Genomic DNA, 18,457 nt, shown 5'->3' on the forward strand with positions numbered 1-18,457 from the left:
ACACGACGACTAAATAGCTCTCATTTGTATCGTTTTTCCCGGCACTACAACCAGATTAAAGTCATAATTTGTCTGCTTCATCCAATCGATTTCGTCAATACAAAAGCGATTCTCATCGCTACCACCCAGTTGCTGAATTTCTTCCTCTACTGATACATGATCAAAAATAAGGATGTGATTAATTAAATCGTGATTTTGCTCTGACATTGCCTCAATTTCTTCGAGTGAATACACTTTATGGGCAAGGTTACGCATAGAAAGCATTTGTTGTTGCTTGATCTCTTCCAAAAATCGACTATTATGACTAGTTCTAATGCGCACAGGTACAGTATTTATTTGCTGATCGAGGGCTTGCTCTTCATTCCGTACCACAGATGTGCTTTCTAAAGCCACACTACCAAACACTACATCATCCGTACCGTTATATTTTTGCAGCAGAAGTCCCCACACCGTTTGCACCAGTATTTGGATGGTTACCTCATATTCCTGAGCAATCCGTTGCAGCCCGCCTATCATGTCTGCATCCAAATGAAAGTCATGATATTCGGTCTGACGACTCCATGTCTTATTCATTCGAGCCTGCGGTAAGCGAGATTGACCCTCGTACTCCTTCAAATACGCTCTCCAGTAATTCAAAGCGGCATCATGATCTTTGTAATCTGAATAATCAATTTGTCTACTTTTGGCTAGTGTATTAAGTGTAGACATTTCATTTAACCTTGATAAAATTAACTGTTCTTCATTATCAGACAAAATATTCATATCAGCCAATCGTAATCTACTATCCTGGGCGATTGTCTCCAAGATCTTTATATAATGCTCTGCCAACTTCCTTATTGTCTCTGGCTTAAATAACTTAGTAGCATATTCCCAAACAAGGGTCACTTGATCTTGTTCTTCAGTCACAAGCAATGAGAAATCGACCTGCGCTACGCCAGCATTATATTCCTCCGGTTTAAATCGGACCCCCTCGACCTCCAAAGTGTCCATCCCGACATTTTGCAAACTGAACATCGTATCGAACACAGGATTTCGGCTGACATCACGAACCAGTTCAAGTTGATCTACCAGTTCATCAAATGGATATTCCTGATGCTCCAGTGCCAACAACGTGCTTTGCTTGACCTCCTGTAAAAAGGATTGGAACGTTAGTGTCGAATGCGGGTAATTCCGAAGCGCCAGTGTATTAACGAACATCCCGATCATCGCTTGCGTATCCACATGTTCTCTTCCAGCCACAGGCGAACCTACAATGATATCTTCTTGACCCGAATACTTGGCCAGCAACACGTTATACGCTGCTAAAAGCACCATGAAAAGCGTTGATTCGGTATTTTGGGCTAGTTGGTATAAGGATTTTGTCAACTTCCCATCCAATGTGACCGTCAAACTGTCCCCTTCAAAACTTTGTGTCTGCGGTCGCGAAAAGTCCGCAGGCATTTGCAGAACGGGAAGCTTTCCATTCAAGGCCCCTAACCAATATGGTCTACACTCACTCCATTTACTGCCATTTATTTGCTGCTGCTTCCAAGCCACAAAGTCCTTGTAATGAAGCTGAATGTCAGCAAGCTCTCTGCCCTGATAACGCTGGATGATCTCATCCATCATAATGGTCATAGAAAAACCGTCCGCAATGATGTGATGCATATCCACCAGGAGCATAAAACCGCCCTGAATAAGTTCGAACAGTTTAATGCGGAGCAAAGGAGCTTTATCCAAGTAAAAGGGCCGAATAAACGAGATTCGGGCCTGCGCTGCCTCTTCTTGCGGAATTCGTGAGAACGGTATTTCAAACGTCATCGTGTCCCGAATTTTTTGTACAATCTCCCCAGCCTGCAGTTCAAAATATGTCCGGAAGGACTCATGTCTTAAAATAACTTCCCTAGTAGCTTCAATAAACTTTGAAACTTCCAAGTCTCCTTCTATGAGGAGCTGACCTGAAATATGGTAGGCTGTTCCGCCACCCAATTGATCCAGTGCGTACATCCTTTTTTGGGCTGAAGACACCGGGTAAAAAGGCTCGGGGGGCACAGGAACAATCGATTCATATGTTTGCTGCTGCCCTCCGACAATAAATGCAGAAAGTTCGGCAATCGTTTGCAAATCAAAAATGCGGCTGAGTGGGATGTGTACACCCAACTCCTTGTTCACTTTGGACAAGATGACGGTCGCTTTTAACGAATCCCCACCCAAATGGAAAAAGGATTCATGACGGTTAACTTCGGACACATTCAAAACGTCCTTCCAAATAGTCGTCAGCTTCTCCTCAGCGGTTTGTACCTCAGAACCAACATCCTTTGCTGCATTAACACTTGCTTTTCCCACTTCTAGCAGGACCTGCAGATCCGGCTCTCCATTTGCTAAGAGAGGAATACGATGCATCTTAATGCACCAACGAGGCCGCGTATAATCCGGAAGGAGTCTATTCACAGCTTGCTTCAGCTCGGATTCTTCCCAAGGCTTTGAAGCGGCTGCCACAAGAAAGGCGGTTAAATGCAATACTTCACCGGCTTCATTCGTTTGCGGGGTAATCAAGCAATCACTTAGTTGGAAAGTTTGCAGCAAGTGTTTCTCCAGTTGTTCCAAATTCACTTGATGTCCGCGGATGCAGATGCTTCGGTCCAAATGACCGATATGTAAAAGCTTCGCTCCACCTTCCACGTAAGCCCATTCCCGGGTCGTTCCCAAAATTCCGCTGACTGCCGAGGCCTGATAGACCTCCCCTGCTGTTCCGACAGGTGCTGGTTGCTTGTATGCATCAAGCACGCAAGGATAAATACCGTTAGAATCGACGTAATCAGTCCATGTAGCCCGAAGCCGCTCCTGTCCCACAACATCAAGTAAAGAAATCGAGGATACACGAATTTCCTCATTCTCCACAATTAAATGCAGCAGGTGAAGGAAGTATTCTGACCACGTTTTAACGATATTTTCTTGAAAAATATCTGTATTATAGTCAAAGTCAAGACGCAACTGCTTCTGTATCTCCGTAACGTTCAAAAACAGCTCGTATTTACTGAAAGATATTTCGTTTTCAAGCACTTCTACATCCAATTGGTGGAAGTAAAAACGAGGAATCGGCCGATCCATATTAAACACAACGTTCATTACTGGCAAATATTTTAATCCTAGTGGGGCCAGTCCGGCAAAGCTGTATTTCTGGTAGGCTTCCAACTCATTCATTTGGTGTTTGACCGTTTGGGCAAATGAATTAAATGAAACGTCAGAACACACTTCGCTAATGACCGGAAGCATATTCACACAGTTACCAATCAGCGAAAAAGCATCCATTTGCGCTTGTCCTGCTGTCGGTACGCTTACCATCACTTCTTTTTGGCCTGTCAGGCGATGCAGAAAAAGCTGAAATGCAGATAAAAGGGTGATGAATAAACTGTTTCCGAGTTTGATACTTACGTTTCTCAGCCGTTGAACTAACGGTGCCTCCAGAATCAAAGTATGTCTGCTTCCTTGGGAAGATGGCATCTGTAGCCCACGCACCGGAGAAGGTAAATCTAGCACAGGCAGAGACCTCTTTAGTACAGCCGACCAAAACGTAACAGCCTCCTCTCCTCCAGACCTCAACTGATCATGCTGCCAAACGGCATAGTTCCGAAATGATACCGGATCGGGTAGAGTAACAGCTTCATTGCGGACTAACGCGGAATAGATGTGCTCTAACTCCCGCATGAACACTCCCATCGACCAGCCGTCCGCAATCAAATGGTGGAAGGTAAATACACCAATATGCTCTATGACTGATATTTTCAGCAATTGAACACGGAATAATGGCTTATAAGGTATTAATGGGAACGGAATTGTGCTATCCTTGGCCAGCCAATTTCGGACGTGCTGTTCCTGTTCATCTGGCGAGTAGTCGCTAAAATCATGCAATGGAACGCTAATCTTCATTTCAGATGTAATCACTTGTGTCTCTCCATCATCATTCATAAAGGTACGCAAAGCTTCGTGGCGGTTCACGATGGTATGAACTGCCTCGGTAAAAGCTTCGGGCTGAAGCGGGCCACAAAAACGTAGCAAAGCGGTTTCATGTAAAGATTGTGAGTCATTTCGTTCTGAAACCGTAGCGAACCAAAGCTGCTTTTGATCCGGGGTCAGTGCAATAACAGTTTCCTGAGCGCCCCATGTCTCCGTTTCCGGAGGCATGGATACAGCTAAAGCTTGCTTTTCCAGACCTGGGCCGCTTCCGTTCGACGACAGGTCGGGTAGGAAGGCTCCTTTACGAAGGTCGCTTACGCTGTCCTTGACTGCTTGTACGATCTTTGCACTGTCTTCCTCGGGGTGATGGTGATATACAGTGGTAGTGTTCACATGTGCTATGGTATGATCCCGCAGCACCTCAAGCTGATGTGACATTAAATGAAGCTGTTGCTCCAAAATGCGTTCTAAGCCCACAGGCGCGGACATCGAAAGGTTCTGTTTTTCATACGTTTGTAATACATAAGGGGCCGTATGTTCTATCCCCTTACCTGGGATCTCCACAGAACTTTCTACCACCTTCTGATTCGTAGACTCAATGGGGATAACTACTCTTTCTGCCACATGATTTGTCAACAATTCCAACGTGGTTAGCGTATCAAAAAACTCATTCATAGGTATGTCAAATCCAAACGCATCCTTGATGCTATGACGGACTTGAGATAGAGTAATGGAATCCAGCCCTAGCTCTAAAAAATGCGTTTGTGGCTCTATTTCATCTTCGTTAAGTTGGGTCACATTTCCAATTATCTTGACTAGTTTTTGTCTAACATGAGCTTTGTGCTGGTTAAGGACTGATTCTGTCGTGGAATACTTGTTCGCCATATTTATATACTCCTTTATCGCTGATTTTTTAGAAGCTCGTCTGGCATCTCGTAAATAAATGAGACAATCTTGTATGCTCAATTCGACGTAAAAAATTTCATATCGCGAATTTTTCCCCATATTCAAAGCATCCTACATACCTTCGATAAAATTCAGTAACACACCCGATCCGGCTTCCTGACAAGAAACACCCGTATTCGAAGCTTGTGCCTTGGAGAGTCCGATATATACGCCAACCTTCCAAATTGTGAACGCTCATCGGTCTATGAACACATGATAAAGCTCTAGCTAATTGAGCTCACCTCCATCCGAAATTATACAAACACTTGACAATTCATCGTTAGCTGCTGCTTAGAATTTAAAATATTCGAAAAAAATTTATTAGACGAAGCGGCCTCACTTTTTTACCAACCCCAAATTCAACGGTCGTTCAAAGACTCCCCACGCCTGTTCAACTGTTATGAATGTTTTTTTCTTTATCAAACACCTTTCATTCGACAAGAAGGTGGCAAAACAAAAATGTTTTCACAATTCGAGCGTTAACGTGCATATGTACGGAAATCGTTATTACAGACAGTAGAAAAATCATTTTAATAAAAAACAAGCTTAAAAATGGAATAGAATGATGGAGTAGAATAATGGAATAGCATTTCGTGGTGTGAGTAAAATATTGTGTGATCTTGGAAGTGGGTAAAACTGGAAGTATAGTGAAACCTTATATTTACAGCTAAAGATTTCAGTATCATAGATGAAATTGATAACATAACGTCGAGGTAGGACAGGATGTTTTGATTATTAAATAAGCGTAACATATAACTATTTATTTACATGATAAAATATAAATTCGAAAAATGTCAATGATTTTTAAATTCCTTCAACATAAATAATTTGGAAAATAAACAATTCTGCTTCATAACACTTTTCGCCTATCAAAAGTCGCCATATAGCGACAAAAAATGCTGGGAGCTATAACGGTCAATGCCAGCTTCTCCACGGAATCATTCGATTGTTGCTAAGGTTTGTTGTACAATAGACTCCATATGGGGATTTTTGCGCAGAGGACTGCCGGAATCCTGAATTGAATGCTGAAGGATGGATTGTACATGTATGTAGCACAAGAATGGAAAGATTATGAAGTAGTGGATACAGGCGGCGGCGAAAAGCTGGAGCGTTGGGGCGATATTGTCCTGCGGCGGCCTGATCCGCAAATTATATGGCCATTGTCCCAGGAAACAGCCGAGTGGCGCGATGTTCATGGACATTACCACCGCAGTTCCTCTGGGGGCGGTAGCTGGGATATGAAAAAGCCTACTCCAGAGCGATGGACGATCAGCTACGGGCCGCTTAAATTCCACATTAAACCGACCAGTTTCAAGCATACTGGTCTTTTTCCGGAGCAAGCAGCGAACTGGAGCTGGATGATGGATAAAATTAAAGGCGCTGGCAGACCGATTTCGGTACTGAACCTGTTCGCCTACACTGGGGGAGCCACTACTGCCGCAGCGTATGCCGGGGCCAGTGTAGTTCACGTGGACGCCGCCAAGGGCATGGTACAGTGGGCGAAGGAGAACGTGCAATTGTCCGGCTTGGCCGACCGTCCGGTACGCTTCATTACGGACGATGTGTTCAAATTCGTGCAACGTGAACAACGCCGGGGAAACCGATATGATGCGATCATTATGGACCCTCCTTCCTACGGGCGCGGACCAAACGGTGAAACGTGGAAGCTGGAAGAAAGCCTGTATCCGTTCCTGGAATCCTGCATGAGTATCATTTCAGATCAACCGCTGTTCATGCTGATTAACTCCTATACCACAGGGATTTCCCCTACCGTACTGCGCAACATGCTGAGCATGACGATGCAGCAAAAGTACGGCGGTCAAATAAGCGCTGGTGAAATCGGATTGCCGATCACCCGCTCGGGCTTGAACTTGCCATGCGGTATTCTCGGACGCTGGGAGGCTTAATTCCTCCTATGACTCCAGATAAGCTTATCCGGCATGGGCATTCACAATCGGACATTCCTGTTCTATATGAGGACAACCATGTGTTGGCGATTGTGAAGCCTGTCAACGTTCCAACACAAGAGGATGCCAGCGGTGATCCTGATCTGCTGTCTTTACTCAAAGAAGATCTCAAGATCAGACACAATAAGCCCGGTAACGTATTTTTGGGACTGGTTCACAGACTGGATCGGCCTGTAGGTGGGACCATGATCTTTGCCAAGACGTCCAAAGCTGCTTCCCGGCTGTCAGAGTCGGTTCGAGGTCGTAGTTTCCGCAAGATGTATGTGGCGGTTCTAAACGGTGTCCCCGCGGCCTTACAAGGCCGTCTGACCCATCACCTGTTAAAGGACAGCCGCACTAACACTGTTCAGGCGGTTCGTCCTGGCACGGCTGGCTCCAAGGAGGCTATTTTGGAGTACCGCGTGCTTGGACAAGCAGATGGGCTCAGTCTTGTACAAATTGAGCTACACACCGGACGCTCGCATCAGATTCGTGTACAGATGCAGGCTATCAGCTGTCCTCTATACGGGGATCAAAAATACGGTAGCAGCCTGAGCCGCCCAGGTCAACAATTGGCGCTCTGGTCTCTGCTTGCCGGAGCACCGCATCCGGTTAGCAAGGAGAACATGAGCTTCCACTCGTTCCCTCCAGCCCAATTCCCATGGAGTGAGTGGCCTAAATCGCTTTATGAAAGCATGATCGAAGCTGAGAATTGAGCAGGCAAGTCCACGTATTCAGCTTTTAATATCTTCAATTCAATATACAAAAAGAACCCGTAACGCATGTAATCAAACAAACATGCATTACGGGCTTTTTTTGTTAAAAATCTGATAACCCTCCCGTCCCTTATGACGAGGAGACCACAGACTGCCCTTTCTTACTGTTCACCAACTGCTGACGGGGCCGAGCGTTTTGAGCATTCGTATTCTTGATGAAAAACGCCAAAATCAGGGCCGTCACACTCAACAGCGTCGCAATGATAAAGGCTGAGTTGATACCGTAAATCGTAGCCTGATTGCCTGCTGCCAGCATCTCTGCCTTATCTGTAACAGATAATCCCTCAGATGCAACAATATTCGTCAGACGGTTGCTGCTTTGAGTCGACATCACCGTCACCAGAATTGCCGTCCCGATTGAACCGGAAATCATACGCAGTGTATTACTCATTGCCGTACCATGCGCATTCAATCGTTGCGGAAGCTGGTTCAACCCGGCCGTTTGGATCGGCATCATCAGCAATGACATCCCGAACATCCGAACCGTATAATTAACCAGCAGCGTCATATAGGTCGTTGTCTCGGTCAAGCGTGCGAACTCCCAAGTCGTCACAGCCATGATCAACAAGCCGATCACGGACAACCAGCGCGCTCCAATTCGGTCAAAAATAGCCCCGGTCACAGGAGACATGGCCCCCATCAGAATTGCCCCCGGCAACATCAGCATACCGGACTCAAGCGGTGAAAAGCCGCGAATATTTTGCAAATAAATCGGCAGTAATATCATACCGGCGTACAAAGCCATCGTCACAATGACATTAATGATTGTCGTCAAGCTATACACATCATATTTGAAGATACGGAACTCCAGCATAGGTTCATCAACCTTCAACTGGCGAACAATAAACAGAATCAGCGCGATCGTCCCAACAATAAGCGTAGACAGGACCGGAATACTTCCCCAGCCCGATGTTCCTGCATCACTAAAGCCATATAACAGTCCACCGAAACCGAGCGTAGACAAAATGATGCCGGGAATGTCCAACTTAGGCTTGGACTGCTCCGTTACATTTTTCAGAAAAATAAATCCGATCACAATCGAAATCACTGAAATCGGCAGGATGATCCAGAACAGTACCCGCCAGTCGTAATGCTGGACTATATAACCGGATAAGGTTGGTCCAATGGCTGGAGCAAAACCCATCGCAATCCCCAGTGTTCCCATCGCCCGGCCACGACGCTCAATTGGGTAGATGTTCAAGATAACGACCATCATTAAAGGCATCATAATACCCGCACCCGCGGCCTGAATGAGACGTCCGATAAGCAATATGCTAAAACTCGGCGCAATAGCGCACAACAGCGTGCCGATTGAAAAGATAATCATTGCACTAATAAACAATTTACGAGTGGAAAAACGCGCAATCAAAAATGCGGTCACCGGGATCAATACCCCGTTCACGAGCATAAAGCCCGTACTAAGCCACTGAGCCACATTGGCATCTACATTCAGATCACTCATCATTTTCGGTAAAGCCACACTTATCAACGTCTGGTTTAAAATCGCAACAAACGCGCCAATCAACAGAGCGGCCACAATGGGTGCTCTGCGTACATTACCTGGTAGTGTCATTTGAGGACTGCTCAAGTTGATTCATTCCCTTCGGTGTCAATTTCATTATCATTTGTTTATGAATATCCAGGACCATGTCCAGATGCTCCTTCGGGATGTCCAGAATGGGCAAGACGCGCTCCATCCACATGGCGTCTACTTTTTGCATGATGTCTTTTCCTTCCGGCGTAAGCGTCAGCACTAAGGATCTGCGATCATGCTCATGCCGTCCGCGAGCGATATATCCTGCCTTGGTCAAGCGGTCAACCACCCCGCTCATGGAGCTACACCCCATATGGGCTATGTCTGCCAGCTCAGATAACCCGATATTGGGTCGTTTATTCAGAATCGCCAAAGCCATATGCTGAACGGCTGTCAGATCCAAATGCTGCTCCTCATTCCAGAAGGCATAAAATATCGTTTTGTTAACCTCCCTTACCGACTGAATAATCCGGTACACCTCAAGTCTGTCTTCCTCTCTGTCACTCACTGGAACCATCCTTCTTCCCATTACCCAATTCACATTCCATATACATAATCAAGCAACTATTCGCATACGAAATGTTATTTATGTATAACTAATTTTATCATGTTATATGTAAATGTCAACATTCATCCCTGTAACAGATATTAGGTATTGAAAAGAGCAGCTGAAACTTGCAGGATACAACAAGTCATTTAAAAAGGTGACAACAGCTACAATATGTGTTTTTTAGCACAAAAAACGCGGACATGTGTGGCCCTTTTGGGCAGCATTATCCGCGCATTTTTATTTAGAATATGAAAGAGAAGATGCTTACTCCGCTCGCTCTATTTGTTCCTTTACTCCCTTTGCCTCGCTTGCCGATGCAGACGTTTTCGTCTTTGTGGTGATTTTACCCAACAGATAAACCAGCAAATTTTGATTATGCTGCGAAATCCGGTTTAGTGCAGAGCCTAGAAAATCATCCCTTATTTGCAATCCCCGTTCCGCTTCTTCTCTTCCTTGATCCGAAATGACAATCCATACGATTCTGCGATCCTTTACGTCTCTAAAGCGGGTGACCAGGCGATTCCGCTCCATCCGGTCTAGCAGCATTGTAACCGCCGCAGGTGTGGTTGCGAGATACGGGATCAGTTGAGACGGTTTCATGCGGCCGTATTCGTTCAGAACCTCCAGCACCGTAAGCTGAGCCTCAGTCAATGATGGAGCCAACTGCTGCTCCATATGAACCTTGTAATCCTTAGCCATTCTGGACCAGATTTTCGCAAATTCGGTCGTTTGCATTTTGCCTCACTCCTTTGAATAACAGGATCAGTAAAAGCATCAAAGTTACCGTATGGGCCACCGTCCGGATTGTATTTCATCACATTAAATTTTCGCCATTTAGCCCCGGTTTCCTGCCGTTTTTGGAGCATCAATTGAAAAGGGGAGGGAAGTCTCACTTCGGTTTTGGAGGCTGGTCAAGGTTCGACAGCATGACGGCAAAAAGGTCCTCATTCGTGCCGGAATGGCACGAGAGGACCTCTCTTTTTCGAGCTAAAAAGCGCTTGACTTTCCTGTTATTCTATGGACCGGGAAGCCTGCGGCTCACTACGCAGCAGCACATTCACAATTTCGTCCTTCTTCTCCACAGGAGCCAGCAGCTTGCCTGTATCCTTGCGGTCAGTCAAAGGAGCTTTTTCCGAAAGGAAGGACATCGTCTGTCCATCTGCAGTGATCGCAAACAATTGAATAGCTTCACGGCAATAGAAGGCAGCCACAATCCGAGTTCCGTTCGAACGTACCCGTTTGCCTTCCTTGAATTCGAAGGTGGTGATTCCTTTACCGCCTCGTCCCTGAGCAGGATAATCCAGCAGAAGCGTACGCTTGCCATAACCGGATTCGGTCAGTACCAGCACTTCTCCTTCATCCTCTTCCACCCACAGCGCTGCAACAATTTCATCGCCTTCCGCCAGCTGTATACCTTTCACACCAGCCGAGACGCGGCCCATCGCATTAACCTCTTGCTCCTTGAAGCGTATGCTCATCCCCGCACGGGTAATCAACATAATATCCCGGGTGCCGTCGCTTAGCGTTACCGATAATACCTCATCGTCCCCTGCAACCTTGCAGGCTGCTACGGCACTGGAACGTTTCGTAGCATATTCTTTCAGCTCTGTTCGCTTCACTTGACCCTTCTTCGTTACAAACACCAGACTTTTGCCGATTTCCTCCATGTTTTTGATCGGAATGACACTCACGATCCGATCATCCTTGGTTAAAGGAATGACGTTAACAATCGGAGTTCCCGGCTCTTTCCACTTATACTCTGGCACCTGATGCACAGGCAATAAGAAATATTGTCCGCGCTGAGTGAAGACGAGCAACACATCAAGTGTGTTGACATCAAGCAACTGAGTGACATAATCTCCTTCCTTAACGCCAGAAGCTGAGCGCTCCCCACCGGAACGGGTGAAGGACAGCATACCTGTACGCTTCACATAGCCGTCTTTGGAAAGAGTCAGCAATACATCCTCTGCCCCAACCATGACCTCCAGATTCACCTTAATTTCTTCAACCTCACCCTGTATGTCCGAACGGCGGTCAATGCCGTACTTCTCACGGATTTCCAGCAGTTCCTTGCGGATCAAACTGATCAGCTTGCGATCACTTTCCAAAATAGAACGGTACTGTGTAATTTTTTTCTGGATTTCACTTAATTCCTTTTCCAGCGTAGTGATTTCCAGATTCGTGAGGCGGTACAGTTGTAAGGTCAAAATAGAATCGGCCTGACGTTCGCTAAAGCCAAACATCCATTGCAAATTATTTTGCGCGTCCTGACGGTTTTTGGAAGCTTTAATGGCCGCAATGACCTCATCCAGAATGTTCAGCGCCTTGACCAAACCTTCCAGCACATGGGCGCGATCCTCCGCCTTTTCCAACTCAAACTGGATACGGTGTGTGACAACTTCGCGTTGATGGGCGATATATGCTTCCAAAATGGACTTCAATCCAAGCTGATGCGGTGCTTTGTTCACAATGGCTACCATGTTGAAGTTGTATGCCACCTGAAGGTCGGTTTTTTTCAGCAAATAGGCCAAAATCCCTTCCGCATCGGCTTCCTTCTTCAGTTCCACCACAATTCGCAAACCATTCCGACCACTCTCGTCACGAACCTCGGCAATCCCTTCCACCTTTTTCTCCAGACGGATATTCTCCATGGCGGTTACGAGCCTTGATTTAACAATCTGGTATGGAATCTCCGTAATGACCAGTTGCTGCTTACCTCCGCGCAAAGACTGTATTTCCGTTTTGGAACGGATATAAATACGCCCTTTACCTGTGCGATAAGCGTCTTTAATGCCTTCGCCACCCATAATTAGTCCGCCCGTCGGGAAATCAGGACCTTTAATAAAGGTCATAATCTCTTCCAGCTCAATATCCGGCTTTTCCATCACAGCAATGCTGGCGTCAATGACCTCGCGTAAGCTGTGCGTCGGAATTTCAGTCGCAAATCCGGCCGAAATCCCACTGGAGCCGTTTACTAACAGATTCGGATAGCGGGAAGGCAGCACAACCGGCTCCTTTGCCGAGTTATCAAAGTTATCCTTGAACATAACCGTGCGTTTTTCAATGTCACGCAGCATTTCCATCGCGATAGGAGACAGACGTGCCTCCGTGTACCGCATGGCTGCCGCAGGGTCATCGTCTTGGGAACCCCAGTTGCCGTGACCGTCCACCAGTACGTGACTCATTTTCCAAGGCTGCGCCATCCGCACCATACCATCGTAAATCGACGAGTCACCGTGGGGGTGATAATTACCCATCACATCCCCGACGGTTTTGGCAGATTTCCGATATGCTTTATCCGGTGTGTTGCCGGAATCGTACATGGAGTATAGAATCCGGCGCTGTACTGGCTTTAATCCATCCCGCACATCGGGTATTGCCCGATCCTGAATAATATATTTGGAATATCGGCCAAAGCGGTCACCGACCACTTCCTCCAGAAAAGCTGGCAAAAATTGCTCCGATAAGCTCATGTATACACCTCATTTGATAGCACTACTCTACATATTCCGTAAAATCTACGTTTTCCACAATCCAGCGCTTGCGCGGATCAACCTTGTCGCCCATCAATGTGGACACACGGCGTTCAGCCTTGGCTGCATCCTCAATTTGAACACGCAGCAAGGTACGTGACTCGGGATTCATCGTCGTTTCCCATAACTGATCAGGATTCATCTCCCCGAGTCCTTTATAGCGTTGAAGCTCAAAATTCCGTCCAAATTCCTTTAAGTAATTGTCAAGCTGCTCGTCAGTCCAGGCATATCGTACCGTTTCGAGCTTACCCGACTTCCGGGTTATTTTATACAATGGCGGTTGAGCGATAAATATGCGTCCCGCATCAATCAGCTCTTTCATATACCGATAAAAGAACGTCAGCAGCAACACTTGAATGTGCGCGCCGTCTGTATCCGCATCAGTCATAATAATGATTTTGGAATAATTGCTGTCTTCCAGCGTAAACTCTGTTCCTACCCCCGCCCCGATTGCTGCTGTAATCGCGCGGTACTCATCATTTTTCATAACATCCGCCAGCTTGGATTTCTCCGGATTCATCGGCTTGCCCTTCAAGGGCAAAATAGCCTGAATTTTGGAATCCCGTCCCTGCTTCGCCGATCCTCCAGCCGAATCACCTTCCACGATAAACAACTCGTTTCGTGTAAAATCCTTGGACTGCGCAGGCGATAGCTTGCCGTTCAGATTAGAGCTTTCACTGCGTTTCTTGCCGGAACGCATTTCGTCCCGAGCCTTACGTGCTGCTTCACGCGCTCTGGACGCCTGTACTGCCTTTTTGATTAACGTTTGCGCGACCTGCGGATTTTCCTCCAGAAAACGCTGTATCTGCTCCGATACAATCGCATCCACTGTACTGCGTGCGGAAGCGCTACCTAGCTGATCCTTTGTCTGACCGACGAATTCAACCTCAGCCATCTTGACGCTGATTACGGCCATCATTCCCTCACGTAAATCATTGCCTTCCAGATTCTTATCCTTTTCCTTCAGCATTACCGTGCGTCGCGCATAGTCATTCATGACACGGGTGTAAGCGGTTTTGAAGCCCGTTTCATGCGTACCCCCGCCGCGTGTCGGAATGGAGTTGACAAACGAAGCAATCGTTTCGGTATAACCTGCGTTGTACTGAATGGCAATTTCCACCTCAACGTCTTCCTTCTCCGCGTTGAAGTGAATGACGTCATGCAGCACGTCCTTGCCTTCATTCAGAAAAGCGACAAACTGACTCGCTCCGCCCTCATAAAAATACTCATCCGACTTCCCGCTGCGTTCATCTTTAAGCTGGATACGAAGACCCGAGTTCAGAAAAGCAATTTCCTGAAGCCGTTCGGCCAGCGTATCGTAGTTGAAATGAATGCCTGCCTGGAATACGCGAATATCCGGTTTAAAAGTAATTTTGGTGCCCGTCTTGTTGGTATTGCCCAGCACTTCAAGGCCTGTGGTCGGTTCCCCGACATGCTCCACGCCCTTCTTGTCCTGCCAATATTCAAACCGCTGACGGTGAATCTTGCCGTCCCGGTAAATTTCCACTTCAAGCCATTCCGAAAGAGCGTTCGTTACTGACGCGCCTACACCGTGCAGACCCCCGGACTTTTTATATCCCGAACCGCCGAACTTACCTCCAGCGTGCAAAATAGTAAATACTACCTGCGGTGTAGGAATTCCCGTTTTGTGCATTCCCGTAGGAATACCACGTCCGTTGTCTGTTACTGTAACGGAACCGTCCTTATGCATTGTAATGTCAATGCGGGAGCAAAACTTGGCAAGATGCTCATCAACCGCGTTGTCCACAATTTCCCATACCAAATGATGTAGTCCCGAAGAACTGGTGCTCCCAATATACATGCCCGGCCGTTTGCGAACTGCCACAAGCCCTTCGAGCACTTGAATGTCGTCCACGCCATATTCCGAAGCTCCGTTCTGAGTGCCGGTCGCTCCCGCAGACAAGTCGATTTTGTCGACCATTCATGCTCCCCCTTTGTCTAATCATAACCGTGTTTTGCCTTATTCTTGATGATTTTCACCAAAAATGCAAACAGATGTTTTCTTTTACCTTGTCCATTTTAATTCAATATATCCCGTTTCGTAAAGACGGCGAATGAAACAATCAGCGCCGCAGCCCCCCAAATGCCCAGTACAGCTAAAGAAAACGGCAAGGTCATCCCCTCAATCGGGGCGGGGCTTCCTGATAAATAATCGGTCAATTCGAGGTTGACCATAAATAAATATTTTGCACTCTGCCAGGATGAGGCCATGTTCGTTAAAATTGTGCCTGAAATAAGCGCAGCCATCATTACCACAATGCTTGCCGCCGTACTGCGTACCAGCACCGATACCATAAAGGCAAGCGAGGCTATCACAAGACTGACGAACCAGATCAATCCAGCTTGTAACATCAGATAGTACCATTGCGGGATCGCATGTACCGCAGACATATCCACCGTGGAGCCAACAATTTGGAAGCCCGTAAATACCGGAACATTAAAGCCGCGAAAGCCAAAAAACAAGCCAGATATAAGGTAACTGATCACAAACACAGCCAAAATGATGAGCGAAACGAACATATACAGTGTTAGCAGCTTGCTCAGCAGCACCTTCCACCGCCTGACAGGACGGGTCAGCAGCATTTTTATCGTACCCGTCGTCCGTTCTCCTGAAACCAGATCGGAGGCAATCGCCATAATAAGTAATGGAACGAACAAATTAATAGAATTGTCCATAAACTCTCTGGTAAAAGTTACGCCACTTGGCTCATTCGGGTTCACGTCATTTTCCAGATAATATTGCATTTGTTGGACAAATACTCGCCTGTAGGTCTTCCATTCCTCCGGAACCCGGTCGCTGCCCAGCGAATTTTGGTTGTCGGTAATGGCCTGACGCAGCTCCAGTCGCCAGTCATTGCCGAATTTTTCGCGGTTATTTTCCGCCACCTTCATCTGAGCGTACGTAAAAATCGGCACAAGCACAAGCAAAACAAGTAAAATGACATAAAATCGTTTCTTCTTGATGATTTTGAGTGTTTCATTTTGTACGAGCGGTAAAATGTTATTCAAGAATCTCACCTTCCGTCATTTTCAGGAATAGCTGCTCCAGTGTAGGGTTGATTTTGGTTACACCTTTAACGGAAATGCCGGAAGCCGTCATTTGTACGACCAGCTCCGCGATATGCTCTTCGTCCATTTCTGTAAAAATAGCATCCGCTCCGCTGCCTGCAACAATGCTGTCATCAATCAGTTCATCGGCGTTCGTAATGATTTGTACATGCGGAGAGCCTTCCAACAGGGCAAGACCCTGATCATGGGGCTCCAGTTGCCATACGGCCATACGCGAATGCGTTTCAACCAATTCCCGCACACCACCAACAGCAAGCACCCGTCCTCGACTGATAATAGCGACACGATCACACAGCAACTGGATTTCACTAAGCAAATGACTGGAAACAAATACAGCCATACCCTCTGCCGCTAACAGACGGATAAAAGCTCTCATTTCCTTGATCCCTTTGGGGTCCAATCCGTTTGTCGGTTCATCCAGAATGAGCAGCTTGGGTCTGCCAAGCAATGCCTGAGCAATACCGAGACGCTGGCGCATCCCGAGAGAATACGTACTTACCTTATCATGAATACGGCGATCCAGCCGCACCAGCTCCACGACTTCACGAATACGCTGTTCATCCACACCAGGCTGCATGCGGGCAAAATGCTCCAGATTCTCCCACCCTGTCAAATAGCTATATACCTCCGGATTTTCCACAATAGAACCGATATGCCGCAATGCCTGCTCCGGATCACGGTTCACATTATGACCACATACAGTTATAGTGCCCTCCGTAGGCTTGATCAGATCGACCAGCATCCGAATGGTCGTCGTTTTTCCAGCCCCATTGGGACCGAGAAAACCAAAAATTTCACCCGCACGCACATCGAAGGTTACATCATGAATAATCATTTTGCGTCCAATACGCTTTTTGACGTGCTGAACAGAGAGAACCGTTTCGTTGTCTCTTCTGCCTCCGTCTGCGCTGCCAATCTGGTTGTCGGGATGGTAGCCGGATGCTCTACCTGTAGTTGTAGAATCCTTAACTACACCGGTCTCGGTCTTGTCAGCAGATTGGATGCTCATCACTTGTTCCCTCCCTTCTTCACTTCAGCAGGTTGACTGCTCGTGGACTGTTGTCCATCCTCCGTATTGTCGCCTTCCTTGGCCGCTACTACCGCAAACCCTTGAGCGATACGCTCAGCAATTGCCTGATAGCCCTGTCCGTTAGGATGAAAATGATCGGAGGATAAATAAACCGGCAAATTTTGCTGAAATAAATCGAAGGTTGGAATCAGCGTCATATTACTGTTTTGATTGGTAATCGCCATAGCAGCCAGATTCCATTCCGTCACGACGAGATTTCCCGGAATTTTCATTTCCGGCAGGTCACTGAATGGATTATATAGTCCAACGTATATAATTTTAGCCTTCGGATTGATTTTTCCGACTTTTATCAGCACTTTTTGCAAACGCTTGGCTGCATCAGGCAGAGCCTTGCGCAAGCCATTAAGCGTAGGTGGCTCTTTGCCGGTTTGGGCAGCTTGTGCCCCCTGAAACAAATCATTTCCGCCAATGGACACAATAATAACATTGGCCTTTTTCAACACATAAGCCACGCCAGGCTCATCCAGTTTGGTCAAAAGTCCCTGAGTCGTCAGCCCGTTAATGCCCAGATTGTTAATGAGCTGAGCCTTATGGCCTTCCTGACCATTTAACAAGGTCACCGACCGTCGTACAAAACCGCTGCCTGAGTCATCGCCTGTTCCTTTCGCCAGCGAATCTCCAATGGCAGCTACCCGAAACTCCCCTGTCTGAGTTGCAGCGGATGGCGCATTTTGTATCTGCGATGAACCCGAATTTACAGGTTTGGTGTTAACGAGCGGCTCTGGAGCCGTAATGCTTCGTACTGCGGCAATAAATCCGTACAATAATAGCAGTGTGGCGGCGATGGACACGGAACCGACAGACCGCCAGATCCATTTTGATGAATTCACTCGTGTTCCCTCCTGATCACTTGGTGAAATAAACATAAAGCTTCTCATAGCATTTTGCAAATAAACCGTTCTGAGTGTTATGAAGCATACATAGCATTTTGCAACAATCCCAAGAGCGATTTTAAATCAGCAATATATAGATCGAAACGGTTTAGTTCGTCTATCTATTGTACTTTCGAGCGTTGGGAATCGAATGATGCAAAATGCTTAAGTATGAGTCGTCGTGT

The 18,457-nt window shown here is 46.7% G+C and carries 11 protein-coding genes; 2 read left to right on the plus strand and 9 right to left on the minus strand.

The genetic code is table 11. The features are described from left to right. Positions 1-9: 9 nt before the first annotated feature. A complete protein-coding gene (locus QD47_RS25805; RefSeq protein WP_052646947.1) occupies positions 10-4,821 on the minus strand; it encodes a condensation domain-containing protein in 4,812 nt (1,603 codons plus the stop codon). Positions 4,822-5,924: 1,103 nt separating this feature from the next. Here QD47_RS25805 and QD47_RS25810 point away from each other — a divergent pair. Continuing rightward, positions 5,925-6,788, plus strand: a complete 864-nt coding sequence (locus QD47_RS25810; protein ID WP_014281993.1) for a class I SAM-dependent methyltransferase — start codon at positions 5,925-5,927, stop codon at positions 6,786-6,788. Positions 6,789-6,796: 8 nt separating this feature from the next. After that, positions 6,797-7,543: an RluA family pseudouridine synthase gene (locus QD47_RS25815; protein ID WP_044648799.1), complete on the plus strand. Its 747-nt coding sequence runs from the start codon at positions 6,797-6,799 to the stop codon at positions 7,541-7,543. 130 nt (positions 7,544-7,673) lie between these two features. Here the strand turns inward: QD47_RS25815 and QD47_RS25820 are convergent, their stop codons facing one another. From QD47_RS25820 to QD47_RS25855, 8 genes are all read right to left on the minus strand, one after another. Then, the gene (locus tag QD47_RS25820) at positions 7,674-9,176 is read right to left on the minus strand and encodes a DHA2 family efflux MFS transporter permease subunit (protein WP_044648800.1); all 1,503 of its coding nucleotides are present in this window, start codon (positions 9,174-9,176) and stop codon (positions 7,674-7,676) included. Beyond that, on the minus strand, positions 9,160-9,645 hold the full coding sequence (locus QD47_RS25825; RefSeq protein WP_044648801.1) for a MarR family winged helix-turn-helix transcriptional regulator: 486 nt from the start codon (positions 9,643-9,645) through the stop codon (positions 9,160-9,162). The genes QD47_RS25820 and QD47_RS25825 overlap by 17 nt, the downstream gene beginning before the upstream one ends. 306 nt (positions 9,646-9,951) lie before the next feature. Continuing rightward, positions 9,952-10,422 (minus strand): MarR family winged helix-turn-helix transcriptional regulator, encoded by a 471-nt coding sequence (locus QD47_RS25830; RefSeq protein WP_044648802.1) that lies wholly within the window; start codon positions 10,420-10,422, stop codon positions 9,952-9,954. A 275-nt stretch (positions 10,423-10,697) separates the two neighbouring features. Continuing rightward, a complete protein-coding gene (gene gyrA, locus QD47_RS25835; protein ID WP_044648803.1) occupies positions 10,698-13,160 on the minus strand; it encodes a DNA gyrase subunit A in 2,463 nt (820 codons plus the stop codon). A 22-nt stretch (positions 13,161-13,182) separates the two neighbouring features. Then, positions 13,183-15,162, minus strand: coding sequence for a DNA topoisomerase IV subunit B (parE, locus tag QD47_RS25840; RefSeq protein WP_044648804.1), 1,980 nt, complete (start codon positions 15,160-15,162; stop codon positions 13,183-13,185). 98 nt (positions 15,163-15,260) lie between these two features. Continuing rightward, positions 15,261-16,250: an ABC transporter permease gene (locus QD47_RS25845; RefSeq protein WP_044648805.1), complete on the minus strand. Its 990-nt coding sequence runs from the start codon at positions 16,248-16,250 to the stop codon at positions 15,261-15,263. Continuing rightward, positions 16,243-17,319 carry an ABC transporter ATP-binding protein gene (locus QD47_RS25850; protein WP_044648806.1) on the minus strand — a complete coding sequence of 359 codons (1,077 nt, stop codon included), beginning with the start codon at positions 17,317-17,319 and terminating at the stop codon, positions 16,243-16,245. The genes QD47_RS25845 and QD47_RS25850 overlap by 8 nt, the downstream gene beginning before the upstream one ends. Next, positions 17,319-18,266, minus strand: coding sequence for a GDSL-type esterase/lipase family protein (locus QD47_RS25855; protein ID WP_044648807.1), 948 nt, complete (start codon positions 18,264-18,266; stop codon positions 17,319-17,321). Before QD47_RS25855 ends, QD47_RS25850 begins: the two co-directional genes overlap by 1 nt. Positions 18,267-18,457: the final 191 nt, after the last annotated feature.

The organism is Paenibacillus terrae (genome assembly GCF_000943545.1).
In the GTDB taxonomy this organism is placed as follows: domain Bacteria; phylum Bacillota; class Bacilli; order Paenibacillales; family Paenibacillaceae; genus Paenibacillus; species Paenibacillus terrae_A.